Annotated in this window: 26 protein-coding genes; 4 read left to right on the top strand and 22 right to left on the bottom strand. The window is 56.1% G+C overall.

All coding sequences use genetic code 11. The features are described 5' to 3' along the window. Positions 1-21: 21 nt before the first annotated feature. Genes lolE through lolC form a run of 3 tightly spaced genes read right to left on the bottom strand, consistent with a single transcriptional unit; the run spans position 22 to position 3,159 of the window. On the bottom strand, positions 22-1,266 hold the full coding sequence (lolE, locus tag HB664_RS11615) for a lipoprotein-releasing ABC transporter permease subunit LolE (RefSeq protein ID WP_032657985.1): 1,245 nt from the start codon (positions 1,264-1,266) through the stop codon (positions 22-24). Further along, the gene (gene lolD, locus HB664_RS11610; protein ID WP_008500772.1) at positions 1,266-1,967 is read right to left on the bottom strand and encodes a lipoprotein-releasing ABC transporter ATP-binding protein LolD; all 702 of its coding nucleotides are present in this window, start codon (positions 1,965-1,967) and stop codon (positions 1,266-1,268) included. The genes lolE and lolD overlap by 1 nt, the downstream gene beginning before the upstream one ends. Continuing rightward, positions 1,960-3,159 carry a lipoprotein-releasing ABC transporter permease subunit LolC gene (gene lolC / locus HB664_RS11605; RefSeq protein WP_219939488.1) on the bottom strand — a complete coding sequence of 400 codons (1,200 nt, stop codon included), beginning with the start codon at positions 3,157-3,159 and terminating at the stop codon, positions 1,960-1,962. The genes lolD and lolC overlap by 8 nt, the downstream gene beginning before the upstream one ends. 256 nt (positions 3,160-3,415) lie before the next feature. Here lolC and HB664_RS11600 point away from each other — a divergent pair, with 256 nt between their 5' ends. The 3 genes from HB664_RS11600 (at position 3,416) to HB664_RS11590 (ending at position 9,538) form a co-directional block, all read left to right on the top strand. Next, positions 3,416-4,489, top strand: a complete 1,074-nt coding sequence (locus tag HB664_RS11600) for an acyltransferase family protein (RefSeq protein WP_219939487.1) — start codon at positions 3,416-3,418, stop codon at positions 4,487-4,489. Positions 4,490-4,638: 149 nt separating this feature from the next. Beyond that, on the top strand, positions 4,639-8,085 hold the full coding sequence (mfd, locus tag HB664_RS11595) for a transcription-repair coupling factor (protein WP_023311167.1): 3,447 nt from the start codon (positions 4,639-4,641) through the stop codon (positions 8,083-8,085). A 487-nt stretch (positions 8,086-8,572) separates the two neighbouring features. Beyond that, positions 8,573-9,538, top strand: a complete 966-nt coding sequence (locus HB664_RS11590; RefSeq protein ID WP_033145220.1) for a L,D-transpeptidase family protein — start codon at positions 8,573-8,575, stop codon at positions 9,536-9,538. 75 nt (positions 9,539-9,613) lie between these two features. On the opposite strand, the gene bhsA is transcribed toward HB664_RS11590, so the two are convergent. Beyond that, positions 9,614-9,871 (bottom strand): multiple stress resistance protein BhsA, encoded by a 258-nt coding sequence (gene bhsA, locus HB664_RS11585; RefSeq protein ID WP_023616599.1) that lies wholly within the window; start codon positions 9,869-9,871, stop codon positions 9,614-9,616. A 244-nt stretch (positions 9,872-10,115) separates the two neighbouring features. On the opposite strand from bhsA, the gene HB664_RS11580 reads away from it, so the two are divergent. Further along, positions 10,116-10,751, top strand: a complete 636-nt coding sequence (locus tag HB664_RS11580; protein WP_029739866.1) for a TetR/AcrR family transcriptional regulator — start codon at positions 10,116-10,118, stop codon at positions 10,749-10,751. Positions 10,752-10,811: 60 nt separating this feature from the next. Here HB664_RS11580 and HB664_RS11575 read toward each other — a convergent pair whose 3' ends face one another. From HB664_RS11575 to fabD, 18 genes are all read right to left on the bottom strand, one after another. Further along, on the bottom strand, positions 10,812-11,351 hold the full coding sequence (locus tag HB664_RS11575) for a glycine zipper 2TM domain-containing protein (RefSeq protein ID WP_008500779.1): 540 nt from the start codon (positions 11,349-11,351) through the stop codon (positions 10,812-10,814). Positions 11,352-11,545: 194 nt separating this feature from the next. Continuing rightward, complete coding sequence (locus HB664_RS11570) at positions 11,546-12,850, bottom strand: NAD(P)/FAD-dependent oxidoreductase (protein ID WP_023335290.1); 1,305 nt, start codon at positions 12,848-12,850, stop codon at positions 11,546-11,548. 238 nt (positions 12,851-13,088) lie between these two features. After that, a complete protein-coding gene (ycfP, locus tag HB664_RS11565; protein WP_008500781.1) occupies positions 13,089-13,631 on the bottom strand; it encodes an alpha/beta hydrolase YcfP in 543 nt (180 codons plus the stop codon). 34 nt (positions 13,632-13,665) lie between these two features. Continuing rightward, entirely contained in the window at positions 13,666-14,691 is a 1,026-nt protein-coding gene (nagZ, locus tag HB664_RS11560) for a beta-N-acetylhexosaminidase (RefSeq protein WP_023311162.1), read from the bottom strand. Positions 14,692-14,702: 11 nt separating this feature from the next. After that, positions 14,703-15,527, bottom strand: a complete 825-nt coding sequence (gene thiK, locus HB664_RS11555) for a thiamine kinase (protein WP_219939486.1) — start codon at positions 15,525-15,527, stop codon at positions 14,703-14,705. Next, on the bottom strand, positions 15,508-16,155 hold the full coding sequence (gene lpoB, locus HB664_RS11550) for a penicillin-binding protein activator LpoB (protein WP_023311160.1): 648 nt from the start codon (positions 16,153-16,155) through the stop codon (positions 15,508-15,510). Before lpoB ends, thiK begins: the two co-directional genes overlap by 20 nt. A gap of 10 nt (positions 16,156-16,165) precedes the next feature. Next, positions 16,166-16,540 carry a YcfL family protein gene (locus HB664_RS11545; RefSeq protein ID WP_023311159.1) on the bottom strand — a complete coding sequence of 125 codons (375 nt, stop codon included), beginning with the start codon at positions 16,538-16,540 and terminating at the stop codon, positions 16,166-16,168. Position 16,541: 1 nt separating this feature from the next. Further along, the gene (hinT, locus tag HB664_RS11540; protein ID WP_033145218.1) at positions 16,542-16,901 is read right to left on the bottom strand and encodes a purine nucleoside phosphoramidase; all 360 of its coding nucleotides are present in this window, start codon (positions 16,899-16,901) and stop codon (positions 16,542-16,544) included. Positions 16,902-17,148: 247 nt separating this feature from the next. After that, positions 17,149-18,582 (bottom strand): PTS glucose transporter subunit IIBC, encoded by a 1,434-nt coding sequence (ptsG, locus tag HB664_RS11535; RefSeq protein WP_023311158.1) that lies wholly within the window; start codon positions 18,580-18,582, stop codon positions 17,149-17,151. Between the two features lie 298 nt (positions 18,583-18,880). Then, positions 18,881-19,675, bottom strand: coding sequence for a metal-dependent hydrolase (locus tag HB664_RS11530; RefSeq protein ID WP_029739870.1), 795 nt, complete (start codon positions 19,673-19,675; stop codon positions 18,881-18,883). 10 nt (positions 19,676-19,685) lie between these two features. Then, positions 19,686-20,690 carry a DNA polymerase III subunit delta' gene (gene holB / locus HB664_RS11525; protein WP_219939485.1) on the bottom strand — a complete coding sequence of 335 codons (1,005 nt, stop codon included), beginning with the start codon at positions 20,688-20,690 and terminating at the stop codon, positions 19,686-19,688. Then, on the bottom strand, positions 20,687-21,328 hold the full coding sequence (tmk, locus tag HB664_RS11520) for a dTMP kinase (RefSeq protein ID WP_023311155.1): 642 nt from the start codon (positions 21,326-21,328) through the stop codon (positions 20,687-20,689). Before tmk ends, holB begins: the two co-directional genes overlap by 4 nt. Continuing rightward, positions 21,318-22,340 (bottom strand): cell division protein YceG, encoded by a 1,023-nt coding sequence (yceG, locus tag HB664_RS11515; RefSeq protein WP_219939484.1) that lies wholly within the window; start codon positions 22,338-22,340, stop codon positions 21,318-21,320. The genes tmk and yceG overlap by 11 nt, the downstream gene beginning before the upstream one ends. Before the next feature lie 2 nt (positions 22,341-22,342). Then, a complete protein-coding gene (gene pabC, locus HB664_RS11510) occupies positions 22,343-23,152 on the bottom strand; it encodes an aminodeoxychorismate lyase (protein WP_219939483.1) in 810 nt (269 codons plus the stop codon). Positions 23,153-23,272: 120 nt separating this feature from the next. Next, positions 23,273-24,514 (bottom strand): beta-ketoacyl-ACP synthase II, encoded by a 1,242-nt coding sequence (gene fabF, locus HB664_RS11505; RefSeq protein WP_024909028.1) that lies wholly within the window; start codon positions 24,512-24,514, stop codon positions 23,273-23,275. A gap of 91 nt (positions 24,515-24,605) precedes the next feature. After that, positions 24,606-24,842, bottom strand: a complete 237-nt coding sequence (gene acpP, locus HB664_RS11500; RefSeq protein ID WP_003857954.1) for an acyl carrier protein — start codon at positions 24,840-24,842, stop codon at positions 24,606-24,608. A 277-nt stretch (positions 24,843-25,119) separates the two neighbouring features. Beyond that, on the bottom strand, positions 25,120-25,854 hold the full coding sequence (gene fabG, locus HB664_RS11495; RefSeq protein WP_008500795.1) for a 3-oxoacyl-ACP reductase FabG: 735 nt from the start codon (positions 25,852-25,854) through the stop codon (positions 25,120-25,122). A 12-nt stretch (positions 25,855-25,866) separates the two neighbouring features. Continuing rightward, positions 25,867-26,796: an ACP S-malonyltransferase gene (gene fabD, locus HB664_RS11490; RefSeq protein ID WP_033145214.1), complete on the bottom strand. Its 930-nt coding sequence runs from the start codon at positions 26,794-26,796 to the stop codon at positions 25,867-25,869. Between the last annotated feature and the right edge of the window lie 11 nt (positions 26,797-26,807).

Genomic DNA, 26,807 nt, shown 5'->3' with positions numbered 1-26,807 from the left:
AGCCGCTAGATCATGACGTAATTACTGGCCACTTAATACCCTCGCCGGATCAATTCGGCTTGCGCGACGCGCCGGATACCAGCTTGCCAGCAGACTCAGTAAAAGTGCTGTAACCAGCACATAAAAAACGTCCAGCCAGTGCAGTTCAGACGGCAGGAAGTCAATAAAGTAGATATCACCCGACAGGAACTGGTGGCCGATAAGCTTTTCGATCCCGTTGATAATCGGCGTCAGCTGCAGGGAAACCACCACGCCAATCACCACGCCGCACAGGCTACCGAACAGCCCCGCCAGCAAACCGTACCAGACGAAGATGGCGCGAATAAGACCATCTTTCGCCCCCAGCGTACGCAGCACGGCGATGTCGCCGCTCTTGTCCTTGACCGCCATAACCAGCGTCGAGACGATATTAAAGCACGCGACACCAATCACCAGCACCATCGCCAGATACATAATGGCGCGGATCATCTGGATATCACGGTACATATAGCCGTAAGTGCCGATCCAGCTTTTGATGTAGACATAGTTATTGGTCACGCTGCCCGCGTCGCGAACCAGTTTGTTGGCGTTAAAGACGTCGTTCACCTTAATGGCAATGCCCGTCACGCTGTCAGCCATGTCGAGATACTGGCGCGCATCCTCCATCGGCACCATCGCAAAGCTATGGTCAAGCTGACCGCTCAGCTGAAGAATACCGGTGACGTGCAGGCGCACGCGCTTAGGCTGCTGCAGTTTGTGGTCGGCGCTGGCGTTCGGGATCATGATCGACACCCAGTCGCCCTGCTTCACCTTCAGGGCATCGGCCACGCCTTTACCCATGATGATCTGCTGCTCGCCGGCCTTAAAGTTGGCCCACGCGCCGTTCTGCACATAGTTTGGCAGCGCGCTGAGACGCGCTTCCTGGGCGGGGTTAACCCCCTTTACCTGAATCGCGCGCAGGTTTACCCCGCTCTCCACCAGCCCGGTAAAGTTAATGTAGGGCGCGGCGGCGGCAATGCCCGGCACCTTTTCGACTTTGGCGAGCGCATCGCTCCAGTTCGTCCACGGCTGGTTAACCGGCTCGATCTCCCCGTGCGGCACTACCGCCAGAATGCGGTTATTCAGCTCGCGCTCAAAGCCGTTCATGGCGCTCAAGCCCACAATCAGCACCGCCACACCGAGCGCAATACCGATGGTCGAGATGACGGAGATCAGCGACACCATGCCGCCGCGACGGCGGCCGCGGCTAAAACGTAAACCGATGAGTAACGATAACGGTGACGCCATTACTCTGCTCCCATCAGGGTCAGTTCCGCGTTCAGATGGCCGTCGCGCATCTCAAGCTGACGCCCCATGCGTTTTGCCAGCTGCAGATCGTGGGTTACGACCAGAAACGCGGTGCCCTGCGAGGCGTTCAGCTCGCCCAGAAGCTGGAAAATACTGTCCGCATTGCGGGCATCCAGGTTACCGGTAGGCTCATCCGCCAGCACCAGACGCGGGTTGTTGACCAGCGCACGGGCAATCGCCACGCGCTGGCGCTCGCCGCCGGAAAGCTCAGAGGGACGATGGTTACCGCGATGGCCCAGCCCTACCGCTTTCAGCATGTCGCTGGCGCGGGCGTTAATTTCTGCCGGTTTCTTTTTGCCAATCAGCAGCGGCATCGCCACGTTTTCCAGCGCCGTGAAATCCGGCAGCAGGTGGTGGAACTGGTAGATAAAGCCCAGCTCGCGGTTGCGCAGCTCGGCCTTCGCCGCGGAGGACATTTTGCTCATCGGCTGGCCGGAGAAAATCACGTCGCCGTTAGTTGGCGTATCCAGCCCGCCCAGCAGATGCAGCAGCGTGCTTTTACCCGAGCCGGAGCTGCCGACAATCGCCATCATCTCGCCTTCGCCCACGCTGAAGCTCACATTGTGCAGCACGTCGGTTTGCACAGTGCCTTCCTGATAGCGTTTGGACAGGTTGTCGCATTGCAACAGGATCTTATTCATAACGTAAAGCCTCAGCGGGTTGAGTGGCGGCAGCGCGCCAGGAAGGATAAAGCGTAGAAAGCAGCGCAATGGCCATCGCGGCCAGCGCAATACCGACCACCTGCAGCGGCTCGATAGCCACCGGCAGCGCCGCGCCGTCGAGCAGGGCGCCGATGATCGGCATTAAGTTATTAAGCTGGCTGGCAAGCAAGGCCCCCAGCACGGCGCCGAGCAGCGCGCCGATGATGCCTGCGCTGGCTCCCTGCACCATAAACACCGCCATAATCTGGCGCGGCGTGAGCCCCTGGGTTTGCAGAATGGCGACTTCGCCCTGCTTCTCCATCACCATCAGGCCCAGCGAGGTAATGATGTTAAATGCGGCCACGGCCACGATCAGGCTCAGCAGCAGCCCCATCATGTTTTTTTCCATCCGCACGGCCTGGAACAGTTCGCCTTTACGCTCGCGCCAGTCCTGCCATTTGGTGCCGTCCGGCAGTTTTTGCTGGCTGAGGGTATCGACCTTCAGCGGCGCATCGAGCCACAGGCGCCAGCCGGTGATGTTCCCTGCCGGGTAGCGCATCAGGCGTGAAGCGTCCTGAATGTTAACCAGCATCTGGTAACCATCGACTTCGCTATTGGCTGCAAAGGTACCAATCACGTTAAACAGGCGCTGGCTTGGCAGGCGCCCCATCGGCGTAAACTGGCTGGCAGAAGGCACCATCACGCGCAGCTGATCGCCACGGTTGACGCCAAGCTGTCCGGCAAGCTGTTCACCCAGAATCACGTTGTATTTCCCGGCTTCCAGATCGGTCTGCTTCACATTAACCAGATACGGCGTCAGCGGATCGTTTTGCGCCGGGTCAATACCCAGCATCACGCCGACCGCCACGCTGCGGGCGCTTTGCAGCACCACGTCGCCGGTCGTCAACGGCGCTACTTGCGTGACGCCCTGTAACTTCGCCGCGCTTTCCGGCAGCTGTTGCGGGTTAACCGAACCGTTGGATGATGAGAGAACGGCCTGCGGCATCAGCCCCAGGATATTGTTTTGCAGCTCGCGCTCAAAGCCATTCATGACGGAAAGTACCGTCACCAGTGCCATCACGCCAAGCGTAATGCCAATAGTCGAAAGCCAGGAGACAAAGCGACCGAAGCGGTCCGCGGCGCGCCCACGCATGTAACGTAAGCCTATGAAGAGTGCGACAGGTTGATACATGAAATCCGTCTGTTTGCTGATAGCAGACCCACGAGTATATAAGCGAATCCGTTAAGCGTAAATGACTGAAACAGTAAGCTTTGGTAATCATTCTTCCGAAAAATTCAGATAAATCAGGGTGCTATTGTCTGAATACTCGCCTCGCAATCTCCACCTTTTCCGAAAAACCGCCGGATACAGACTGTTACCCATTACATCCCGGCTTCGTTTTACAACAATTGCTCGTTCGTTTATGGCAATAAGGTAGTGGCGAACAATGAAGCAAAAAGCATTATGGATTAACCAGATAAAAGGGCTGTGTATCTGCCTGGTGGTTATCTATCATTCGGTTATCACGTTTTATCCGCATCTGATCGGGCTGCAGCACCCGCTCTCCGGCCTTCTCGCCAAATGTTGGGTCTATTTTAACCTCTATCTCGCACCGTTTCGTATGCCGGTCTTCTTCTTTATCTCCGGCTATCTGATCCGTCGTTATATTGACGAAGTGGACTGGCGAACCAGTCTCGATAAACGGATCTGGAGTATTGTCTGGGTCCTGGCGCTGTGGGGCGTCCTGCAATGGCAGGCGTTGACCCACCTGAACGCCTGGCTGGCGCCCGAGCGTGAGCTTGCCACCGCGTCGAACGCGGCCTACGCCGACTCGCTCTCAGGATTTGTACGGGGTATGCTCACCGCCAGCACCAGCCTGTGGTATCTGTATGCCCTGGTGGTCTACTTCACGCTGTGTAAACTGCTGAGCCGCTGGAAGCTGCCGGTTCTGGGACTGCTGGCGCTGGCGAGCATCGCGATTAACTTCATGCCGCTGCCGTGGTGGGGGATGAACAGCGTGGTCCGCAACATGATCTACTACAGCCTCGGGGCGTGGTATGGCGCAGCGCTGATGACGTGGATGAAAAGCGTCAACCTGCGCCGCATCTGGCTGGCAACCGGCGCTTTCGCCGCCGTCTCCGTGGTGCTGTGGTTTGCTAACGTTCCGCTGCTCCTCTCATTGCTGTCGATTGTGTTGATCATGAAGCTGTTCTACAGCCTTGAGCAGCGCTACGCCGTTAACCCGAACAATCTGCTGAACGTGATTGGCTCCAATACCATTGCGATTTATACCACCCACCGCATCCTGATTGAGGCCTTTAGCCTGTTCCTGATTGGCGAAATGAATGCCGCCTCGTGGCCGGTCTGGGCAGAGCTCACCCTGGTGCTGGTCTACCCGTTTGCCAGCCTGCTTATCTGTACCCTTGCCGGGCTCGGAGTGCGTAAAATCTCCACCGCGCTGTTTGGGGACGTTTTCTTCTCTCCTCCGTCTACGCTAACCCTGTCACCTTCAACGCGTTAATGCCCTCTCCCCCCCCGTTTCGGGGGCGTTTAGCCCCGCCGTGCGGTTACGATTTGCTTATGTAAAACGATCGAGGATAATAAAGACATTGCGTATCAGTGATATGCCCCAATACTGTTGGTATATCCATAAGAGACTCTGACATAGCCATGCCTGAACACTATCGTTATTCCTTGCCTGTCAAAGCGGGCGACCAGCGCCAGCTGGGTGAACTCACGGGCGCGGCGTGCGCCACGCTGGTGGCGGAAATCGCCGAGCGTCATCCAGGCCCGGTGATTCTGGTTGCCCCGGATATGCAAAACGCCCTGCGCCTGCACGACGAAATTCGCCAGTTCACCGATAGCCTGGTATTCAGCCTGGCCGACTGGGAGACGCTGCCGTATGACAGCTTCTCTCCGCATCAGGAGATCATCTCCTCGCGCCTGTCGACGCTCTATCAGCTGCCGACCATGCAGCGCGGCGTGCTGATTGTGCCGGTGAACACCCTGATGCAGCGCGTCTGTCCGCACAGCTATCTGCACGGTCACGCGCTGGTGATGAAAAAGGGCCAGCGTCTGTCCCGTGATGCCCTGCGCGCGCAGCTTGACGGTGCCGGCTATCGCCACGTCGACCAGGTGATGGAGCACGGGGAATACGCGACCCGCGGCGCGCTGCTTGACCTTTACCCGATGGGCAGCGACCAGCCGTATCGTCTGGATTTCTTTGATGATGAAATCGACAGCCTGCGCGTATTCGACGCCGACACGCAGCGCACGCTGGAGGAAGTCGAGTCGATCAATTTACTGCCCGCGCATGAGTTCCCCACGGACAAAACCGCTATCGAGCTGTTCCGCAGCCAGTGGCGCGATAAGTTCGAGGTGAAGCGCGACGCGGAACATATTTATCAGCAGGTCAGTAAAGGCACGCTTCCAGCCGGGATCGAATACTGGCAGCCGCTGTTCTTCAACGAGCCGCTGCCTGCCCTGTTCAGCTACTTCCCGGCGAACACGCTGATTGTCAACACCGGGGATATCGACGCCAGCGCCAGCCGCTTTGAAAGCGAAACCCGCGCCCGCTTTGAAAACCGTGGCGTTGACCCGATGCGTCCGCTGCTGCCACCGGAAGCGCTGTGGCTGCGCACCGACGAGCTGAACGCCGAGCTGAAGCGCTGGCCGCGCATGCAGCTGAAAACCGATTCGCTTGCCGACAAGGCCGCTAACACCAACCTCGCCTTCCGGACGCTGCCGGACCTGGCCGTTCAGGCGCAGCAGAAATCCCCGCTGGATAATCTGCGCAAGTTCCTGGAGTCCTTTACTGGCCCGGTGGTGTTCTCCGTTGAGAGTGAAGGCCGCCGTGAAGCTTTAGGTGAACTGCTGGGACGCATTAAGGTGGCGCCGAAGCGCATCCTGCGTCTGAGCGAAGCGACCGGAAACGGTCGTTACCTGATGATTGGTGCCGCCGAGCACGGGTTCATCGACACGCTCAACAACCTGGCGCTGATTTGCGAAAGCGACCTGCTGGGCGAGCGCGTCGCGCGCCGCCGTCAGGACAGCCGTCGGACCATCAACCCGGATACGCTGATCCGTAACCTGGCCGAGCTGCATCCTGGCCAGCCGATTGTTCACCTGGAACACGGCGTTGGGCGCTATCAGGGGATGACCACGCTGGAAGCGGGCGGCATCAAAGGTGAATACCTGATGCTCACCTACGCCAACGACGCCAAACTGTATGTCCCGGTCTCCTCCCTGCATCTGATCAGCCGCTACGCGGGCGGCGCCGAAGAGAATGCGCCGCTGCACAAGCTGGGCGGCGATGCCTGGGCGCGCGCGCGCCAGAAGGCGGCGGAAAAAGTGCGCGACGTGGCGGCCGAGCTGCTGGATATCTACGCCCAGCGCGCGGCCAAACAGGGCTTCGCCTTTAAGCACGATAAAGAACAGTACCAGCTGTTCTGCGACAGCTTCCCGTTTGAAACCACGCCGGATCAGGCCCAGGCCATCAACGCCGTGCTGAGCGACATGTGCCAGCCGCTGGCCATGGACCGCTTAGTCTGCGGCGACGTCGGCTTCGGCAAAACCGAAGTGGCGATGCGCGCCGCCTTCCTTGCGGTGGAAAACAACAAGCAGGTGGCGGTGCTGGTGCCGACCACCCTGCTCGCTCAGCAGCACTTCGATAACTTCCGCGACCGTTTCGCCAACTGGCCGGTACGTATCGAGATGCTCTCGCGTTTTCGCAGCACTAAAGAGCAGACGCAGATCCTCGAACAGGCCAGCGAAGGTAAAATCGATATTCTGATAGGCACCCACAAGCTGCTGCAAAGCGACGTGAAGTGGAAAGATCTGGGGCTGCTGATCGTCGACGAAGAGCACCGCTTCGGGGTGCGTCATAAAGAGCGAATCAAAGCGATGCGCGCCGACGTCGATATCCTCACCCTGACCGCAACGCCAATCCCGCGAACCCTGAACATGGCGATGAGCGGCATGCGCGATCTGTCGATTATCGCCACGCCGCCGGCGCGCCGTCTGGCGGTGAAAACCTTTGTTCGCGAGTACGATAATCTGGTGGTGCGTGAGGCCATTCTGCGTGAGGTGCTGCGCGGAGGTCAGGTCTACTATCTCTACAACGACGTGGAAAACATCCAGAAAGCCGCGGACAGGCTGGCGGAGCTGGTGCCGGAAGCGCGCATAGCTATCGGTCACGGGCAGATGCGCGAGCGCGAGCTGGAACGGGTAATGAACGACTTCCACCACCAGCGCTTTAACGTGCTGGTGTGCACCACCATCATTGAGACCGGGATCGACATTCCGACGGCAAACACCATCATCATTGAGCGTGCAGATCACTTTGGCCTGGCGCAGCTTCACCAGCTGCGCGGCCGCGTCGGGCGTTCGCACCATCAGGCCTACGCCTGGCTGCTGACGCCGCATCCGAAAGCGATGACCACCGACGCGCAAAAGCGTCTGGAAGCCATCGCCTCGCTGGAAGACCTGGGCGCTGGCTTTGCGCTGGCGACGCACGATCTCGAGATCCGCGGTGCCGGCGAGCTGCTGGGTGAAGACCAGAGCGGCTCCATGGAAACCATCGGCTTCTCGCTCTATATGGAGCTGCTGGAAAACGCGGTTGATGCCCTGAAGGCCGGACGCGAGCCGTCGCTGGAAGATCTCACCAGCCAGCAGACCGAGGTCGAGCTGCGTATGCCTTCCCTGCTGCCGGACGATTTTATTCCGGACGTGAATACCCGACTGTCGTTCTACAAGCGCATCGCCAGCGCGAAGAAGGAGAACGAGCTGGAAGAGATCAAGGTGGAGCTGATTGACCGCTTTGGTCTGCTGCCCGATCCGGCGAGAAATTTGCTGGATATCGCGAGGCTGCGCCAGCAGGCGCAAAAGTTGGGGATCCGCAAGCTTGAAGGCAATGAAAAAGGCGGCGTGATTGAATTCGCCGAGAAGAATCACGTCAACCCGATGTGGCTAATCGGCCTGCTGCAAAAACAGCCGCAGCATTTCCGTCTGGATGGTCCAACCCGTCTGAAATTTACCCAGGAGCTGACGGAGCGCAAAACCCGTATGGACTGGGTGCGTAACTTTATGCGCCAGCTGGAAGAGAACGCGATCGCATAACCTCCCTTCCCCCTGTTAGCTGAGGAGTTTCCTTGCAGGCCGGGCGAAGCGCAGGGATGCGCCGAGAGGGCGGGCTTTACATGGACGTTGTCTCCGCCCGTCCCCGATAAGCCGGAAGGAATAAGCCGAGGGCACCGCGAAGCGGCGATTTACCGCCGGGAGCCCGGGTCGCCAGGGTGGTGGCGATTGAGCCACCCTGGCACGTTCACCGGTTATGTCGTTAAAGAGTAGCAAGGAACATGAAGTGAACGGAATGACCACCAGAGCCGTATGTTCCCCCTCACCCCAACCCTCTCCCTCAAGGGAGAGAGGGTCGTCCGTTCAGGCATTATTTTATGGGGATCCCTTCCCCCTGTTAGCCCGGCGCTACGGGGGACAATTTACAAACTCTTTGCACTTCACCCGATCTTCCCGACACACCCATTCGCCATAATTATGTTTAACGTCTTATAAAACAATAACCTTATCATTTGCATGGATTATGGTGATGATGACCTCTTCGCGTTTTACTCGCTGGATGACCCTGTTGGCGCTGGCAGCCACCGTCGCGGTGGCGCTTCCCGCCCGGGCAAACACCTGGCCCCTTCCCCCTCCCGGCAGCAAGGTGGTGGGGGAAAACCGCTTTCATGTGGTTGAAAACAATGGTGGTTCACTGGAAGCGATTGCCAAAAAATATAACGTCGGTTTTCTGGCCCTGCTGCAGGCGAACCCCGGCGTCGACCCGTATGTCCCGCGCGCGGGCAGCGTACTGACCATCCCGTTACAGACTATCCTGCCGGATGCCCCGCGCGAGGGGATGGTGATAAACCTGGCCGAGCTGCGTCTGTACTATTACCCGCCGGGTAAAAATGAAGTCACCGTCTACCCTATCGGTATTGGTCAGCTGGGCGGCGACACGCTGACGCCGACGATGGTCACCACCGTCTCGGATAAACGCGCGAATCCAACCTGGACCCCAACGGCGAACATTCGTGCCCGCTATAAGGCCCAGGGGATCGATCTTCCTGCCGTGGTGCCGGCTGGTCCGGATAACCCGATGGGGCACCACGCGATACGCCTCGCGGCATACGGAGGCGTCTACCTGCTGCACGGAACGAATGCGGACTTTGGCATCGGCATGCGCGTCAGCTCCGGCTGTATTCGTCTGCGCGATGACGATATCAAAACGCTGTTTAACGTCGTTACGCCGGGAACCAAAGTGAATATTATCAATACGCCGATTAAAGTTTCAGAGGAGCCCGGCGGCGTGCGGCTGGTTGAGATCCATCAGCCGTTATCGAAAAATATCGGCGACGATCCGCAGACGCTGCCCATCAACCTGAATGCCGCGATGGTAAGCTTCAAAACGAATGCGAATACCAACAGCGTGGTGATGGAGCGTGCGATGGAAGCCCGGTCAGGCATGCCGACCGATGTCACCCGGCATCACGATGTCGTCCCGCAGTCGATGTAAATCGGAAATAAAAAAACGCCCTGCTCAGCAGGGCGTTTTTTATTGCAGCGGCATAAATGAGGGTTTATGCCCGGCTTATTTGTAGATGACCGCAGTGCCGTGCAGAGTGTTAGGACCGGTCACTGAGGTGATGCGGTAAGATTTTGCACCCATCTCTTGCGCTTTTTGCGCCAGCTGATCTTCCAGGGAACCCAGGTTAGTACCTGCAGACGCAGAGATTGTCCCGACTTTATGCTGGTCGGCAGGGGTGGATTGCACCTGTACAGCAGCAAAGCTTGCGAAAGAGAGTGAACTCAGGACAGCGGCAGCGATGAGAGTTTTTACGTTTTTCATGATGTTTACCTTTAGCAGATGAATTTGGAGGTCGTTAATCATTTAGTTAACGATCGATAGGTAAATCATAAATGTGATCCATGTCACGCGTCAACATAATTTTATAACGAGCGTTAACTTAATTTTAAAATTGTTATTTTTCATACATATATGATTAATTTATTTTTAAGCATTCTGCACTGGTGGTGGGTTGCTTTTATTTTTATAATGGTCATTCACCAAACCAACAGAGGACCAACGGCAAATGACAACCGATGTCACGAGTTGTGCGAAGAAAAGCCGTGGCCGACCAAAAGTGTTTGACAGGGATGCAGCGCTTGATAAGGCCATGACTCTCTTCTGGCAACATGGGTATGAAGCAACCTCGCTTTCCGATCTGGTAGAAGCCACCGGAGCCAAAGCGCCGACGCTGTATGCCGAATTTACCAATAAAGAGGGGCTGTTCAGGGCGGTGCTGGACAGATACATTTCGCGCTTTGCGGCGAAACACGAAGCCCAGCTGTTCTGCGAAGAGAAAAGCGTTGAACAGGCGCTCCGGGACTATTTCACCGCCGTCGCGACCTGCTTTACCAGTAAAGAGACGCCTGCGGGCTGCTTTATGATTAACACCTCTGCCACCCTGGCGGCGTCCTCTAAAGAGATTGCCAATACGGTGAAATCACGGCATGCCATGCAGGAGGAGACCCTCAGCGCATTTCTGGCTCAGCGCCAGCAGCGCGGTGAAATCCCCGCGCAATGCAACCCTCAGCTGCTGGCACAATACCTGAGCTGTATTTTGCAGGGGATGTCGATCAGCGCCCGTGAAGGGGCCACGCTGGAAAAACTGCAGCATATTAGCGAAACCACGCTGCGGCTGTGGCCTGAGCTACTGAAAATCTGAAGCAAAAAAAAAGCTCCTCAGCCTGAGCGCATGAGGAGCTAAATTCAGAGAACATCTTTTTTACACTTTGTTATTCAGAACCAGCTGGCCGTTTCCATCCAGTGGAATTTGCGTGCCCGGGTCTTTATCCATGCGGATTTTGCCCTGCTGATCGCCAATTTTGTACGTCACGTCATAGCCCAGCATTTTTTCCGACTTGTCATAGACGGTTTTGCAGCGTTGCTGAGTCGTGGTGTAGGTATCATTATCCTGCATCGCGCCCTGCACCTGGTTACCGGCATAGCCGCCACCCAGCGCGCCGACCACGGTCGCCACGTCTTTACCCCGGCCGCCGCCAAACTGGTGACCAATAACGCCACCCGCTACTGCACCCAGAACAGAACCGGCAATGCGGTTTTCATCCTGCACCGGACGACGGTGCGTCACTGAGACGTTACGGCACTCCTGACGAGGCGTTTTTACGGTTTCTTTAATCGGTGTAGCAGAAACCACCTGTGCATACTGCGGGCCGCGATCTAATACGTTGAGACTGGCAACGGCAGCCACACCTAACGCAGCCGCGACGCCAATCCCTATACCCGCCAACATTGATTTATTCACGGGACTTCCTCCTTTGTTGCTATTGGTAACAATTTTGCAATGGCGGCACGGCTTCGCCAATAAGATAAAGGATCAAAAAAGGGGGCGTGGAGAGGAGATATATTGTATTTAGGAGAACTCTTAAGCAGTCAAACTGTGATCTACAGCATGAAATGCTAAAAACTCCCTCCGGAGGGCCCGGAGGGAGTGAAAGATTAGTGCAGCTTCAGACGCGGACGGATCACGCGGTTGATTCTGCCCACCAGCATCATCAGCCCGGTTTTGAAGTAGCCGTGCAGCGCAATCTGATGCATGCGGTACAGGGAGATATACACGAAGCGGGCAATGCGCCCTTCTACCATCATTGAGCCGCGCATCAGGTTGCCCATCAGGCTGCCGACGGTAGAGAAGTTTGACAATGACACCAGTGAACCGTGGTCTTTGTAGACATAGGCTTTCATTGGCTTGCCTTTGTACTGCGCCAGAATATTGTGCAGCACCAGGCTTGCCATCTGGTGAGCGGCCTGCGCGCGCGGCGGCACGAATCCACCTTCAGGACGCGCGCAGGAGGCACAGTCACCGATGGCAAAGATTTCAGGATCGCGCGTGGTTTGCAGCGTTGGCTCGGTTACCAGCTGGTTAATGCGGTTGGTTTCCAGACCGCCGATCTCTTTCATAAAGTCAGGCGCTTTGATACCAGCCGCCCAGACCATCAGATCCGCTTTGATATACTCGCCGTCTTTGGTGTGCAGGCCGCCTTCGTCGGCGCTGGTCACCATGGTTTGCGTCAGCACCCGCACGCCCAGCTTGGTGAGCTCATTGTGCGCCGCACCGGAAATACGCGGAGGCAGCGCAGGCAGGATCCGTTCACCGGCTTCAACCAGCGTCACGTTCAGCGCTTCGTTAGTTAGCCCTTTGTAGCCGTAGCTGTGCAGCTGCTTCACCGCATTGTGCAGCTCCGCTGACAGCTCAACGCCCGTCGCGCCGCCGCCGACAATAGCGATATTCACCTTACCGTTCGCACCCATATTGCTGGTGTACTTCAGGAACAGGTTCAGCATTTCCTGATGGAAACGACGCGCCTGGTGCGGGTTATCGAGGAAGATGCAGTGCTCTTTCACGCCCGGCGTGTTGAAGTCGTTGGAGGTACTGCCCAGCGCCATGACCAGCGTGTCGTACGCCAGTTTACGCTCGGGAACCAGCAGCTCCCCTTTTTCATCGCGCAGCTCTGCCAGGGTGATGGTTTTGCTTTCACGGTTGATGTCCACCACCGAGCCCAGCTGGAACTGGAAATGATGGTTGCGCGCGTGCGCCAGATAGCTGAGCGCGTCCACGCCCTCATCCAGAGAACCTGTCGCCACTTCGTGCAGCAGCGGTTTCCACAGGTGGCTGTGGTTACGATCCACCAGCGTAATTTTGGCTTTTTTACCGCGACCCAGCTTCTTGCCCAGCTGTGTAGCCAGCTCCAGCCCGCCAGCACCACCGCCTACAATCACTATCTTTTTCAATGGCGTAGTCAACGTGACCCCCTCAAATTATTAACCAATTGTTAATTAAAAGTTATAAAAATAACCCTTAATTAACAACAGGTTACAGCACTGAAACCATTCAGGTGCATTGAGAATACCACGTCAGGCGCATTGGTCATACCAAAATTGATATGCATCAAGTTTTGATGGCTTAAAAGTAGACAATTCTGGTCAAAAAGAAAGCCCGGCACGCTTTCGCGGCCGGGCTTTGATGCATGCGGGAAATTGATTAACCCAGCGTTTTAAACGCTTTGATACGCTGCAGATGCGGGGAGATGTTTTTGAACTTGTGGGTCTGTTCTTCGTCCCAGACGATCTCATAGTAATGATGCAGGAGCTCTGCTGCCCGATGGCTGTTGAGCGCTTCATCATTACGGGAAAGGATCACCAGGCAGCGGTCGCGGTTTTTCTCACGGAAGTTGCTCACGCACTTGGTCGCAATATCGACATACTCTTCCGGACGGTCAATTTTGCCTTCCATGTTCTCGTTCGGGAACAGGTTAGGATTGAACACCACCTGGCGAATGTCGCACAGGAAGCCAATCCGCTCCGCCCAGTAGCCGCCCAGCCCTACGCCGCAAATCAACGGGCGATCGTCGACGTTGAGCTGCAACATCTTGTCCACCTCTTTGAGCAGATGCTGCATATCATGCTTCGGATGGCGCGTGCTGTAGCTGATCAACCGTACATCCGGATCGATAAACTGCAGCTGCAGCACCTTCTCATGATTACCAGGACTGTTTGAGTCAAAACCGTGTAAATAGATGATCATCGTCTTCTCACCACGCTACGCCTTCCGGGAGGGTTTACAGGCTGGCTTTATGTGCCTGCCAGCGCTCATTCAGGTCTTCAAGCCGGGCGTTGACCGTCTTCCAGCGCGCCGAATCCATCAGCTCCTGACGGCTAAATGAACCTTTATGATACAATTGTGTAACACGCTCTGCATTGATCGGCGACAGGTTATCCAGCACGCTAACGGCACCTTTACGATTATTGCAGACCAAGATCATATCGCAACCTGCATCCAGCGATGCCTGACCGCGTTCAGCGTAGCTGCCCATGATCGCGGCCCCTTCCATCGACAAATCGTCAGAGAAAATCACGCCGTTGAAGCCCAGTTCCTGACGCAGGACGGTTTTCAGCCAGTGCGGAGAGCCGCTGGCAGGACGCGGGTCGACGTCGCTGTAAATCACGTGCGCGGGCATAATGGCATCCAGCTTGTTATCGGTGATAAGCGACTGGAAAACCGACATATCTTTGGCGCGAATTTCCGCTTCCGGGCGCGGATCGCGCGGGGTCTCTTTGTGAGAATCCGCCGTCACCGCCCCGTGACCCGGGAAGTGTTTCCCGGTGGTTTTCATTCCTGCATCGTGCATGCCGTCGATGAACCGGGTTGCCATTGCCAGCGCAATACGCGGGTCTTCATGGTATGAGCGCTCGCCAATGGCAGCGCTGATATGCCCTACATCCAGCACCGGGGCAAAGCTGATGTCGATATCCATGGCAATCATTTCGCTGGCCATCAGCCAGCCGGCCTCCTGCGCCAGTTTTCCACCCTCTTCCGTGCCGAGCAGCGCGGCGAATGACTGGGCTGCCGGGAGACGGGTAAAACCGTCGCGAAAACGCTGCACGCGCCCGCCTTCCTGATCGACGGCCACCACCAGATGGTTACGCGACGCGGCGCGGATCTGACGCACCAGCTCGCGCAGCTGCGCCGGATCGTGATAGTTGCGAGTAAACAGGATCAGGCCACCCACCAGCGGATGCGCCAGAATTTCACGCTCCTCCGCATCCAGCTCAAACCCTTCAACATCCAACATGACTGGACCCACATCCACCTCTCTTATCCTTTCGTTTGTAACTGACGCCAGGCATCGTCCGCCAGCGCAATAAATTGTTTGTCTCTGGACTGCCGATAGCGCATTTCAAACCAGCCAGCCATTAACATAATGACCCAGGGTCGCCAGCGTCTGACCTGACGCCTCAGCGCGTCGGGGTCAATATGCGCTACCCGGGCGTATTCCCTGATGAGCATCTGCCGCGCGGCTTCACTCTCCGTCCAGACGGCCGCCAGCTCCAGCGCCACATCGCCATCTCCGGCATACTCCCAGTCGATAAGCCTGATCCCCGCTGGCGTATGAACAATATTCCCGGCATGAACATCCATATGCAGCGGCGCGAGCCGAATCGGCTGCGGCTCGCCCGTTTTACGCAGCCGCCTGAGATGTGCCAGCCACACTGGAGTACGTCTGTCAGGCAGGGCTTGCTGCCAGTAATGTTCCAGCAGCGGGAATAACGTAATTCGCCATCCCAGACGTGGCTGCCGGTGCAGATGATACAGCACCGCCGCAAGCTCCGGCGTGTCCGGCAGCGCGCTTTTAACTTCACCTTCCAGATAGTCCACGGCCATCCAGCCCTGTCTGAAAAAACGAGGGGCAGGCACGAGATCTGACGGAAGACGTCTCAGGGCACGAAACTGACGACGGAAATGGGAGGCAGGCGCGTCGGGGTCGTGATTTTGCCGCAAGACCAGACGTCGTTCGCCCTGTTCTATAATGCAACTCGCGCCGCCAAGCCCGGAATGGGCCTGCGGCGCGATAAGGCGGTACTGAGGAAAATAGCGCGTCAGAATCTCTTCACGCGTGCCGTCATTGTTGCGTAACCGCACCTTTACCTGACCAGATAATTTCGCCTGTCTGAACCAGCATCAGCTGCATCTGCAGGGCTGGGGTATTCACGTTACCGGTGGCGTTAGAGTAAAGCACATACTGCGCGCCAACGTTACGTGCAATGCCGATCGCCTTGCTGCGGGTACCGAGGCTATCCTGCGGCGACAGGCCCAGCTGCTGTTTGGCGACGGCGAGCTGCTGAGCCGAGACCAGCGTAAACTTGCCGTTGTTAGCCAGAGCATTACGCAGGGTTTCCGTGGCTTCACCCGCGTTCAGCGAACCGTTGGTACGGTTGTTCACGCTGTCGACCAGCAATACGCTGCCCGCCGTCACGCCCTGCGCCTGCAGCATTTTGCCTACCATCGGCTGCATAGCCCCGTTCCAGTCGTAATGGCGCACGCGCGGCGTGGGCTGTGACGTCTGGTCCGGATGTTCAATCGGGCCTGGCTGCGCCGGAATAGACGGTACAGACGGCACGGTTGGCTGCTGCTGCGTTGGCGGTGTCGGCTGTTCAGTACCCGGTTTAGCCTCTTCCACAGGCGCAGGCTGTTCAGTTCGGGTCACACACCCTGCAAGAAACAGAGCGAAAGCTGTCACGAGCGCATAGCGGCTCAAATTTTTAATCAAGGTTCACCCCTCAGAGATAAAGATAAAGTCTCACCTTATGCGCACCCAGATAGTTGGCGCTGCCATAGAGCGTTACCGACGACCTGGCCGGAATGGTGACGCTGCGCGGCGCCTCCAGCGGATGCATTTCAAGACCTCTTACGTCATACCAGAAAAAACGGTAGTGGACCGTCACCGGTTCATGTCTTTCATTAAAGAGCGTAGAGGAGGCAGATGAGTTGATTTCACTGATGGTCAACGCGGGCTGTTGCGCCGTGATGCCCGCGGCAAGCACGGAGGACTCCATGACCAGCGTCTGTTCATCATTCACGGGGATCGCCGGACGCGAGCTGCACCCCACAATCATCATCGCCATTACCAGCGCTGCAATACGCCCTTTCAGCATGTCAAAGACCTTTATGTGCCAGCATCGGCCCCAGAGGACGTCCACCCAGCAGATGCATGTGAATATGATAAACTTCCTGGCCACCATGGCGGTTGCAGTTCATGATCAGACGGTAACCGTCTTCTGCAATCCCTTCCTGTTCAGCGATTCTGGCAGCCACAGTCAGCATACGACCTAACGCCACTTCATGCTCGGTTTTTACGTCGTTTACAGTCGGAATCAGAATATTGGGAATGATAAGGATGTGCGTCGGGGCCTGAGGGGAAATGTCCCGGAAAGCCGTCACCAGTTCATCCTGATAGACGATATCCGACGGGATTTCGCGGCGGATAATTTTACTGAAAATCGTTTCTTCAGCCATGACCTTTTCCTTTTTTGTTTAATCTGGCGCAATGCGTCCGCTGTAAACACACTCCCGGGATCGGTGTGTGACACAATCCAAGAGTATGAGCGAGTTTCTCCTGTCCTTTCAACCTCCTCCCTCGATTTCTTTCCTGAATGTTCATCAGCTGACTGAAGAGTGACCGCTCTCGCGTCTCAGTGGCGTTTTTTAAGACACAAATAAAAAAGGCAGCCATTCGGCTGCCTTAGTCTCCCCAGGTCACAACTTAGTTGCTGCGGATGTACTCATCCATTTCTGTTTTCAGGTTATCGGATTTGGTACCGAAGATTGCCTGTACACCAGAACCTGCAACAACTACGCCCGCTGCGCCCAGTTTTTTCAGACCCGGCTGGTCTACTTTCGCCACGTCGGCAACGCTCACACGCAGACGAGTGATGCACGCGTCCAGGTTAGTGATGTTCTCTTTACCGCCGAACGCTGCGACCAGTGCCGGAGCCATTTCGCTGGTAGCGCCAGCTTTGCTGTCTTCTGTCGCATCTTCACGACCCGGAGTTTTCAGGTCCAGTGCTTTAATCAGCACGCGGAAGATGGTGTAGTAAACAACGGCATAGCACGCACCCACGATTGGGAACAGCCACAGTTTGCTGCTGTTACCGGACAGAACGATGAAGTCGATCAGACCGTGAGAGAAGGACGTACCGTCACGCATACCCAGCAGGATACAGATTGGGAACGCCAGGCCCGCCAGAATCGCGTGGATAACGTACAGGATCGGCGCAACGAACATGAAGGAGAACTCGATCGGCTCGGTGATACCGGTCAGGAACGAGGTCAGCGCTGCGGAGATCATGATACCGCCCACTTTTGCACGGTTCTCTGGCTTAGCAGAGTGCCAGATAGCAATCGCAGCTGCTGGCAGACCGTACATTTTGAACAGGAAGCCACCAGACAGTTTACCTGCAGTTGGGTCGCCCGCCATGTAACGTGGGATATCGCCGTGGAATACCTGACCTGCTGCGTTGGTGAATTCACCAATCTGCATCTGGAATGGAACGTTCCAGATGTGGTGCAGACCGAATGGCACCAAGCAACGCTCGATGAAGCCGTAGATACCAAACGCCACAACCGGGTTCTGGTAAGCAGCCCACTGAGAGAAGGTCTGGATAGCAGAGCCGATTGGTGGCCAGATGAAGGACAGGATCACGCCAGTGAAAATCGCTGCCAGACCAGAGATGATCGGAACGAAACGCTTGCCCGCGAAGAAGCCCAGATACTCAGGCAGCTTGATGCGATAGAAGCGGTTAAACATATACGCTGCAATCGCACCGGAGATGATACCGCCCAGAACACCGGTGTCCGCCAGGTGTTTCGCGGCGATCTCTTCTGCCGGTAAATGCAGAACCAGCGGCGCAACCACAGCCATGGTTTTCACCATGATGCCGTAGGCAACCACTGCAGCCAGCGCAGAAACGCCGTCGTTATTGGTGAAGCCCAGAGCCACACCGATCGCGAAGATCAGTGGCATGTTAGCAAAGACAGAACCGCCTGCTTCGGCCATCACGTGGGACACTACGGCTGGCAGCCAGCTGAAGTTAGCAGAACCGACACCCAGCAGGATACCTGCGATAGGCAGTACGGATACTGGCAGCATCAGCGATTTACCGACCTTTTGCAGGTTAGCAAATGCATTCTTAAACATAATTGAGAGTGCTCCTGAGTATTTGTGCTTTTTTTTACGCTTTCACGCATTGGCCCGGGGGGAGTACCGTGCCGTGGACAGGACATCTAAGCGCCCTTTATTTATTACACAGAGTAAAATAATTCCCTCTGAGTTTGTTTGACGGCTATCACGTTTCAGCTTAAGGCGGTCGAAAAACTTTCAGTTATTTACAAAAAGCATGTCCGGATGTGTCTAAATACACACTCACCGCCCCAAATGAGGCGGTGAACTTTACTCGCTTTACTTATTAATTACGAGCCTAAAAAAAACAGGTGTATCAAACAGATTGCAGGCGGGCGGGGTCGATATGGAACAGCGTGGAGAAGTTTTCCGTCGTCACGCGGGCCAGCTCATCGATGCTGACGCCCTTCAGTACGGCCATGTACTCAGCCACGTCTCTCGTCATAGCGGGCTGGTTCTCTTTACCGCGATGCGGTACCGGTGCCAGGTAAGGAGAATCCGTCTCCACCAGAATGCGATCGAGCGGAACATAACGCGCAGCATCACGCAGCTGCTCAGCGTTACGGAACGTCACGATCCCCGAAAACGAGATATAAAACCCCAAATCAAGCAGCTTCCCCGCCGTTTCTCTGTCTTCTGTGAAACAGTGTAGTACGCCACCGCAATCCGTCACGTTTTCTTCCCGGAGGATAGCCAGGGTATCCGCGCGCGCATCGCGGGTGTGGACGATAACCGGCTTATTCAGTTCCCGGCCAATGCGAATATGGTTGCGAAAGGACTCCTGCTGGCGCGGTTTGGTTTCCGGCGTGTAAAAATAGTCCAGACCGGTCTCGCCCATCGCTACCACGCCCTCTTCTGCTGCCAGTCGGCGCAGATCCTCAACGTCGTAGGCCTCGTCCTGATTCAGCGGGTGCACGCCGCAGGAGAACACCACGTTATCGCGAACGCCCACCAGCTCACGCATGGAGCGGTAGCCCGGCAGCGTCGTCGCCACCGCAAGACAGAATTTCACATCGCGGGCAGCGGCTTTTGCCAGCACGTCATCCACGTTTTTATGCAGGGATTGATAATCCAGGCCATCAAGATGGCAGTGTGAGTCGACTAAAAACATAATGTCTCTCTCAGAGATGGGAAACTGGCGGTGTGACGCCGGGTTGCAGGTAATGTTCGATACGCAGTAACTGGTCGGTCAGTAAAAGCTCGCGATTAAGACCCGTCACGGTTAAAAGCTGTTCACGGCTCTGGCAGATGTCATGGAGCATCGCGTGAAGAATCTTCCCTGAGAGGCGGTTCGCCAGCGTATTCACCAGTGGCCACGCGTCCGGGTTGGTCAGCAGCGTTGCCCCCTGCTGGATTTTGAGCGCATCCAGCAGTAGGGAGGCCAGCCAGTGCAGACGATCAACGGCCCGATCGCTGTTAAGCGCAGGCAGTAAACTTAGCCAGTCGTGACTGTTCAGCGACGCATCCACGGTCCGGCAGAGCGTTTCTCGCTCTGACCAGACGTCAGGCTGCAGTAGTGCCAGCGCCGCCGCGGGCGCGCCGCTGCTCAGGCGTAAGGCGGACAGCGCGCTCTCAGGTGACGTTGTCACCTCTCGTTCAAGCCAGCTCAGCGCCCACGATTCCTGAGGTACTGCAAGGTGATGAAGACGACAACGGCTGCGCAACGTCGCCAGCAATCGTCCCGGGTCACGGCATGAGAGGAAAAACCACGTTTTAACCGGCGGCTCTTCCAGGGTTTTAAGCAGGGCGTTAGCCGCCGCCTCGGTAAGCAGCGTGGCGTCTTTAAGCCAGACCACTTTAGCGCCGCCCAGTCGCGCGTGTTCATACAATTTTTCACTGACTTCACGCACGGCATCGATACCGAGCGAGCTTTTACCCTTCTCAGGCTCAAGGGTGTAGTAGTCAGGATGCGTGCCCGCCTGCATCAGCTGGCAGCCACGGCATTTACCACAGCTCTTGTGCCCTTCCGGCTGCTGACACATCAGAAAACGGGTGATGGCATAAATCAACGCATCATCACCCATTCCTGGCAACGCCTGAATCAGTAACGCATGATGCCCCCGACCCGCCTGATAGCTGCCGATCAGCTGTTCAAAGTGTGGGCGCAACCATGGATACCATTTCATGCCTGCTGCTCCTGCACCCACTGCGTAATGGTGTGCTGAATGTCGCGCGTGACGTCGTCCAGGGACTGCGTCGCATCAATGGTACAAATTGAGCTGTCCTGTGCGGCCAGCTCAAGATAGCGCGCGCGGGTGCGGTTAAAGAAATCAAACGACTCTTGTTCAATGCGGTCCAGCTCGCCGCGCGCGCGGGCACGTTTGAGACCCACTTCCGGAGTCACATCCAGATAAAGCGTCAGGTCGGGGCGAAAATCACCCAATACGGCATTACGCAGCGTTGCCAGCATTGTCTGGTCGATGCCGCGTCCTCCGCCCTGATACGCCTGAGTCGACAGATCGTGACGGTCGCCGATCACCCACTTGCCCTCGGCCAGCGCGGGTTTGATCACCGTCTCAACCAGCTGAACGCGCGCCGCGTAGAACATCAGCACTTCGGCTTTGTCAGTGATAACTTCGTCGCCGACGGATTTGATATCCAGTACCAGGCTGCGCAACTTTTCAGCCAGCTGCGTGCCGCCCGGCTCGCGGGTAAATACCATGTCCGCCACGCCAAGCGCTTTGAGCGTATCCACCACCACGTTGCGGGCGGTGGTTTTACCCGCCCCTTCGAGTCCCTCAATGACAATGTATTTACTGCGCATTTTTTTCCTTAAGTGCCTTCAGATAGTCCTGAACAGAGCGATTGTGGCTGGCAAGGTTGGTGTTAAAGGTATGCCCCCCTTTTCCATCAGCCACAAAATAGAGATACGGTGTTTTAGCCGGATGCGCGGCGGCTTTGAGCGACGCCTCGCTCGGCGTGGCAATCGGGCCCGGCGGTAAACCGCTAATCACGTAGGTATTATACGCCGTTGGCGTCTCCAGATCTTTTCTTGAGATCTTGCCGGTATAGCTCTCACCCATGCCGTAGATTACGGTAGGGTCGGTTTGCAGACGCATGCCGATGCGCAGACGGTTGATAAATACTGACGCCACCCGATCGCGCTCAGCAGCGATGGCCGTCTCTTTCTCGATGATCGAGGCCATGGTGACGAACTGGTTCGGATCGCTGTAAGGCAATCCTTCCATCCGCCCTTCCCAGGCGGCATCTACGGCGGCAACCATTTTTTTGTGCGCCCGCTTCAGGATAGCCACATCGGTCGTGCCTGCCGTGTACATCCAGGTGTCTGGCCAGAACCAGCCTTCCACCCATTCCGGATGTTCAAACTTCAGCGCTTCTGCCACCGTCTGATAGCTATCGTCTTTTAACGTATGTTTGATATACGGCGCGTCACGCAGCTGTTTGAGGTAATCACTCAGGCGCATCCCTTCCACAAACCGCAGGGGGAACTGGGCTTCTTTACCGCTTTCCAGCAGCTGCAGCATCTCTCTGACGGTCATTCCCGGCGTAAAGCGATAGGTACCGGCTTTGAAATGTGACAGCTCAGGTTCCACGCGCAATAGCCACTGGAATACGCGTGGACGATTAATAATCTTGTCGCCATACAGCTGTTCCCCAAGCGCCTGACGGCCGGTTCCCGCTTTCAGGGTAAAGATCGTTTCCTCTTTAACCAGGATCTTGCTGTTAGCCAGCTGGCGAACTTTCCATACGCCTGCTCCGCCGGCGACGCCCAGCGCAACGATGAGGATAAGGACAACGCGCAACATTTTTTTCATGACTATCTGGTTTGCTCACATATCGGGGCTAAAAACTGAAACAGCTCGCGTGAAGACCAGCGTTGTTGGCCATACGCACGGACGGGTACAACAGGCATAAGCGCATTGCAGATGATGACTTCATCGGCGTTCTGTAGCGCTGCTTCTCCTGCGCTAACTTCGACAACGCGAAAGCCAGAGCGTGCCAGCTGTTGCAGACAAAACTGACGCATTAACCCATTTACGCCAGCGTGTTCCAGCGACGGAGTGAACACCTCTTCCCCCTGCCGCCAGAGTAAATTAGCCGCACAGCATTCCGTAATGAACCCTTCGCTGTCAAGAACCAGCGCCTCATCGGCGTCCGTCTGTTCAAGATGAGTACGAATGAGCACCTGCTCGAGGCGATTGAGATGCTTAAGCCCGGCCAGCATCGGGTTTCGTCCCAGTCGTACTGGGCTCAGCGTCAGCGTGATGCCGTCTTCTCGCCAGCGAGTGTAATGCGCGGGATAAGCAGAAACGGAGAGAATACGCGTAGGGTTGATACACGATGCGGCGCTGTAACCCCCGCCTCCACTGCCGCGGCTGATGATGACTTTGAGTACGCCGCTGTCCTTCCCGCTTGCCAACTGGCACATTTCCTGTCGCAACGTGTCCCAGTGCGTAAAGGGGATCATGAGCTTTTCACAGCCATGCTGCAGGCGTCGAATGTGCGCCTCCAGCAGGCAGACATCGCCGTCCAGAATGCGCGCCGTCGTAAAGCAACCATCACCGAACTGTATCGCCCTGTCGCTGGCAGGCAGCGTGTCCTGCTCAAGGCCATTGATTAAAAACATGGTGGCTCCTTATGCGTGGGCAATTAGTCTGGCAGGATGTCATGCAGCCGACAAGAAGATTAGGCTTAATAAAAAAGGCCCGGCAAGCGGACCTTTTTAAATGCTATCGGGACGTCAGGATCAGATCTTTTTGAAGATCAGAGAGCCGTTGGTGCCGCCGAAGCCGAAGGAGTTACACAGGGTGTACTCCATACCGCTAACCTGACGCGCTTCGTGAGGAACGAAGTCCAGATCGCAACCTTCATCGGGGTTATCCAGGTTGATGGTTGGCGGAACAGCCTGATCGCGCAGCGCAAGGATGGAGTAGATTGACTCTACTGCACCCGCCGCACCCAACAGGTGACCAGTCATGGACTTGGTGGAGCTCACCATTACGCGGCTGGCAGATTCGCCGAAGATAGACTTAACCGCCTGAGCTTCAGCTTTATCGCCTGCAGGTGTAGAAGTACCGTGCGCGTTCACGTAGCCAATTTGTGCTGGGGTAATACCCGCATCACGAATCGCGTTTTCCATCGCCAGCGCAGCACCCGCGCCGTTCTCAGGAGGAGACGTCATATGGTAAGCATCGCTGCTCATGCCGAAACCAACGATTTCAGCATAAATTTTCGCGCCGCGTTTTTTCGCGTGTTCGTACTCTTCCAGTACGATCATGCCCGCCCCGTCGCCCAGCACGAAGCCGTCACGGTCTTTATCCCACGGACGGCTCGCCGCCTGCGGGTTATCATTGCGGGTAGACAGCGCACGCGCCGCACCAAAACCGCCGACACCCAGTGGGGTACTGGCTTTTTCAGCACCGCCCGCAACCATAGCATCTGCATCGCCGTACGCAATAATGCGCGCGGCCTGGCCGATGTTATGTACGCCAGACGTACAGGCAGTCGCGATTGAAATGCTTGGCCCACGCAGGCCGAACATGATGGTCAGGTGACCCGCCACCATGTTAACAATCGTGGACGGAACGAAGAACGGGCTGATCTTACGCGGGCCACCATTCATCAGAGATGTATGGTTTTCCTCGATCAGGCCAAGACCGCCAATCCCGGAGCCGATAGCGGCGCCAATACGGGTTGCGTTCTCTTCCGTAATCACAAGGCCAGAATCCTGCATGGCCTGAACGCCAGCGACAATTCCATATTGAATGAAGGCATCCATCTTGCGCTGTTCTTTGCGCGAGATGATCTCTTCACAGTTAAAATCCTTTACTAAGCCAGCAAATTTCGTTGCATAGGCGCTAGTATCGAAATGGTCGATTAGGCTGATGCCGCTCTGACCGGCAAGGAGAGCTTTCCAGGTGGACTCTACGGTATTGCCGACAGGAGACAACATGCCAAGTCCGGTCACAACTACACGACGCTTAGACACGTTTGTCCTCCAGGGAGGGATAAAAAAAGAGATTCGTGGGACTAAAAAAGATAAAACTCAGGCGGTCGAATGACCGCCTGGAGATGTTCACTTACGCCTGGTGACCGTTGATGTAATCAATGGCAGCCTGAACGGTGGTGATCTTCTCAGCTTCTTCGTCCGGAATCTCAGTATCAAACTCTTCTTCCAGAGCCATTACCAGCTCAACGGTGTCAAGAGAATCTGCGCCCAGGTCTTCAACGAAGGAAGCGGAGTTCACAACTTCTTCCTGCTTAACGCCCAGCTGTTCGCCGATAATTTTCTTAACGCGTTCTTCGATAGTGCTCATACTCTTAAATTTCCTATCAAAACTCGCTTTCGCGATGGTTTTCGTAGTGTATAAAATGTTGAAAAATTTGCAACTAAATCCCGGCAGTTCGTACCACGATTTTACGTTATTTTGAGGCCATTTGCCCTAATAACGCAAATATTTTTCTACACGTCATCATCCAGGCTGCCTCTGCGTTGGCTGCGCCCTCTAATCCCGGTCACATAGTAATCTATGCTCCCAGGCTTCTCGGTCTTGCCGCCTTGATCCAACCAGAATGATTTAGTGTATCTCGTGGTTAAACCATATACATCCCGCCGTTGACGTGGAGGGTCTCACCAGTGATGTAACCCGCTTCGTCAGAGGCTAAAAATGCAACCGCACTGGCGATTTCTTTAGGGTCGCCAAGACGACCCGCCGGAACTGCCGCCAGCGTACCCGCACGCTGCTCATCAGTCAGCGCACGCGTCATGTCCGTTTCAATAAAGCCCGGAGCAACAACGTTTACAGTAATACCGCGGGACGCGACTTCACGCGCCAGCGACTTACTGAAACCAATCAGACCTGCTTTCGCCGCAGCGTAGTTAGCCTGACCAGCATTTCCCATGGTACCAACCACAGAACCGACAGTGATAATACGTCCATGACGCTTTTTCATCATAGCGCGCATTACCGCTTTTGACAGACGGAATACAGATGACAGGTTGGTTTCGATGATATCGTTCCACTCGTCGTCTTTCATTCGCATTAACAGGTTATCGCGAGTGATCCCGGCATTGTTTACCAGAATATCCACTTCACCAAACTCTGCGCGAATATTTTCCAGAACAGATTCGATAGATGCAGGTTCGGTCACATTCAGTACCAGACCTTTACCGTTTGCACCCAGATACTCGCTGATGGCCTGAGCGCCATTCTCGCTGGTTGCTGTACCAATCACCTTCGCGCCGCGCGCAACCAGTGTTTCAGCAATTGCACGCCCGATACCGCGGCTTGCGCCAGTGACCAGGGCGATTTTTCCTTCAAAACTCATGGTATTCCTCTTTTATTGCGAGAGTGCCGCTGACATCGCTTCCGGCTCGTTAATTGCCGAGGCTGTCAGGGTGTCAACAATACGTTTTGTCAGACCGGTGAGGACTTTACCTGGGCCGACTTCATACAGGTGCTCAACGCCCTGAGCGGCCATAAACTCAACGGTTTTAGTCCACTGTACCGGGCTGTAGAGCTGACGAACCAGCGCGTCACGGATCGCTTCCGGCGTGGTTTCGCATTTCACATCGACGTTGTTCACAACGGAAATCGTCGGTGCGTTAAACGTAATTTTTTCCAGCTCAACCGCCAGTTTTTCGGCAGCAGGCTTCATCAGCGCACAGTGAGACGGCACGCTGACCGGCAGCGGCAGCGCACGCTTAGCACCCGCTGCTTTACAGGCCGCACCCGCACGTTCAACCGCTTCTTTATGACCGGCAATAACCACCTGGCCCGGCGAGTTGAAGTTTACCGGAGAGACAACCTGGCCTTCAGCAGATTCTTCACACGCTTTTGCAATTGCAGCATCATCCAGACCGATGATGGCAGACATACCGCCCGTGCCTTCCGGCACCGCTTCCTGCATGAATTTACCGCGCAGTTCCACCAGACGTACCGCGTCAGCAAACGCGATCACGCCGGCACATACCAGCGCAGAGTATTCACCCAGACTATGACCCGCGAGCAGCGCTGGCGCTTTACCGCCCTGCTGCTGCCAGACACGCCACAGCGCAACAGACGCGGTCAGCAGTGCCGGCTGTGTCTGCCAGGTTTTGTTCAGTTCTTCGGCCGGCCCCTGCTGGGTCAGCGCCCATAAATCATAACCCAGTGCATCAGAAGCTTCACGGAAAGTCTCTTCAATTACCGGATAGCGTGCTGCCATTTCAGACAACATCCCAACGGTTTGAGAGCCCTGGCCCGGGAACACAAAAGCAAATTGCGTCATTTTTTATTCCT

Origin of the sequence: Enterobacter sp. DNB-S2 (genome assembly GCF_019443845.1) — a bacterium.
GTDB lineage: Bacteria > Pseudomonadota > Gammaproteobacteria > Enterobacterales > Enterobacteriaceae > Enterobacter > Enterobacter asburiae_B.
This window is presented reverse-complemented; position numbering and strand designations above follow the sequence as displayed.

Coding starts and splice junctions, on each gene's coding strand:
- lolE (WP_032657985.1), bottom strand. CDS start 1,266: ATGGCGTCACCGTTATCGTTACTCATCGGTTTACGTTTTAGCCGCGGC.
- lolD (WP_008500772.1), bottom strand. CDS start 1,967: ATGAATAAGATCCTGTTGCAATGCGACAACCTGTCCAAACGCTATCAG.
- lolC (WP_219939488.1), bottom strand. CDS start 3,159: ATGTATCAACCTGTCGCACTCTTCATAGGCTTACGTTACATGCGTGGG.
- HB664_RS11600 (WP_219939487.1), top strand. CDS start 3,416: ATGAAGCAAAAAGCATTATGGATTAACCAGATAAAAGGGCTGTGTATC.
- mfd (WP_023311167.1), top strand. CDS start 4,639: ATGCCTGAACACTATCGTTATTCCTTGCCTGTCAAAGCGGGCGACCAG.
- HB664_RS11590 (WP_033145220.1), top strand. CDS start 8,573: ATGATGACCTCTTCGCGTTTTACTCGCTGGATGACCCTGTTGGCGCTG.
- bhsA (WP_023616599.1), bottom strand. CDS start 9,871: ATGAAAAACGTAAAAACTCTCATCGCTGCCGCTGTCCTGAGTTCACTC.
- HB664_RS11580 (WP_029739866.1), top strand. CDS start 10,116: ATGACAACCGATGTCACGAGTTGTGCGAAGAAAAGCCGTGGCCGACCA.
- ycfP (WP_008500781.1), bottom strand. CDS start 13,631: ATGATCATCTATTTACACGGTTTTGACTCAAACAGTCCTGGTAATCAT.
- HB664_RS11545 (WP_023311159.1), bottom strand. CDS start 16,540: ATGCTGAAAGGGCGTATTGCAGCGCTGGTAATGGCGATGATGATTGTG.
- hinT (WP_033145218.1), bottom strand. CDS start 16,901: ATGGCTGAAGAAACGATTTTCAGTAAAATTATCCGCCGCGAAATCCCG.
- ptsG (WP_023311158.1), bottom strand. CDS start 18,582: ATGTTTAAGAATGCATTTGCTAACCTGCAAAAGGTCGGTAAATCGCTG.
- HB664_RS11530 (WP_029739870.1), bottom strand. CDS start 19,675: ATGTTTTTAGTCGACTCACACTGCCATCTTGATGGCCTGGATTATCAA.
- holB (WP_219939485.1), bottom strand. CDS start 20,690: ATGAAATGGTATCCATGGTTGCGCCCACACTTTGAACAGCTGATCGGC.
- tmk (WP_023311155.1), bottom strand. CDS start 21,328: ATGCGCAGTAAATACATTGTCATTGAGGGACTCGAAGGGGCGGGTAAA.
- yceG (WP_219939484.1), bottom strand. CDS start 22,340: ATGAAAAAAATGTTGCGCGTTGTCCTTATCCTCATCGTTGCGCTGGGC.
- pabC (WP_219939483.1), bottom strand. CDS start 23,152: ATGTTTTTAATCAATGGCCTTGAGCAGGACACGCTGCCTGCCAGCGAC.
- acpP (WP_003857954.1), bottom strand. CDS start 24,842: ATGAGCACTATCGAAGAACGCGTTAAGAAAATTATCGGCGAACAGCTG.
- fabG (WP_008500795.1), bottom strand. CDS start 25,854: ATGAGTTTTGAAGGAAAAATCGCCCTGGTCACTGGCGCAAGCCGCGGT.
- fabD (WP_033145214.1), bottom strand. CDS start 26,796: ATGACGCAATTTGCTTTTGTGTTCCCGGGCCAGGGCTCTCAAACCGTT.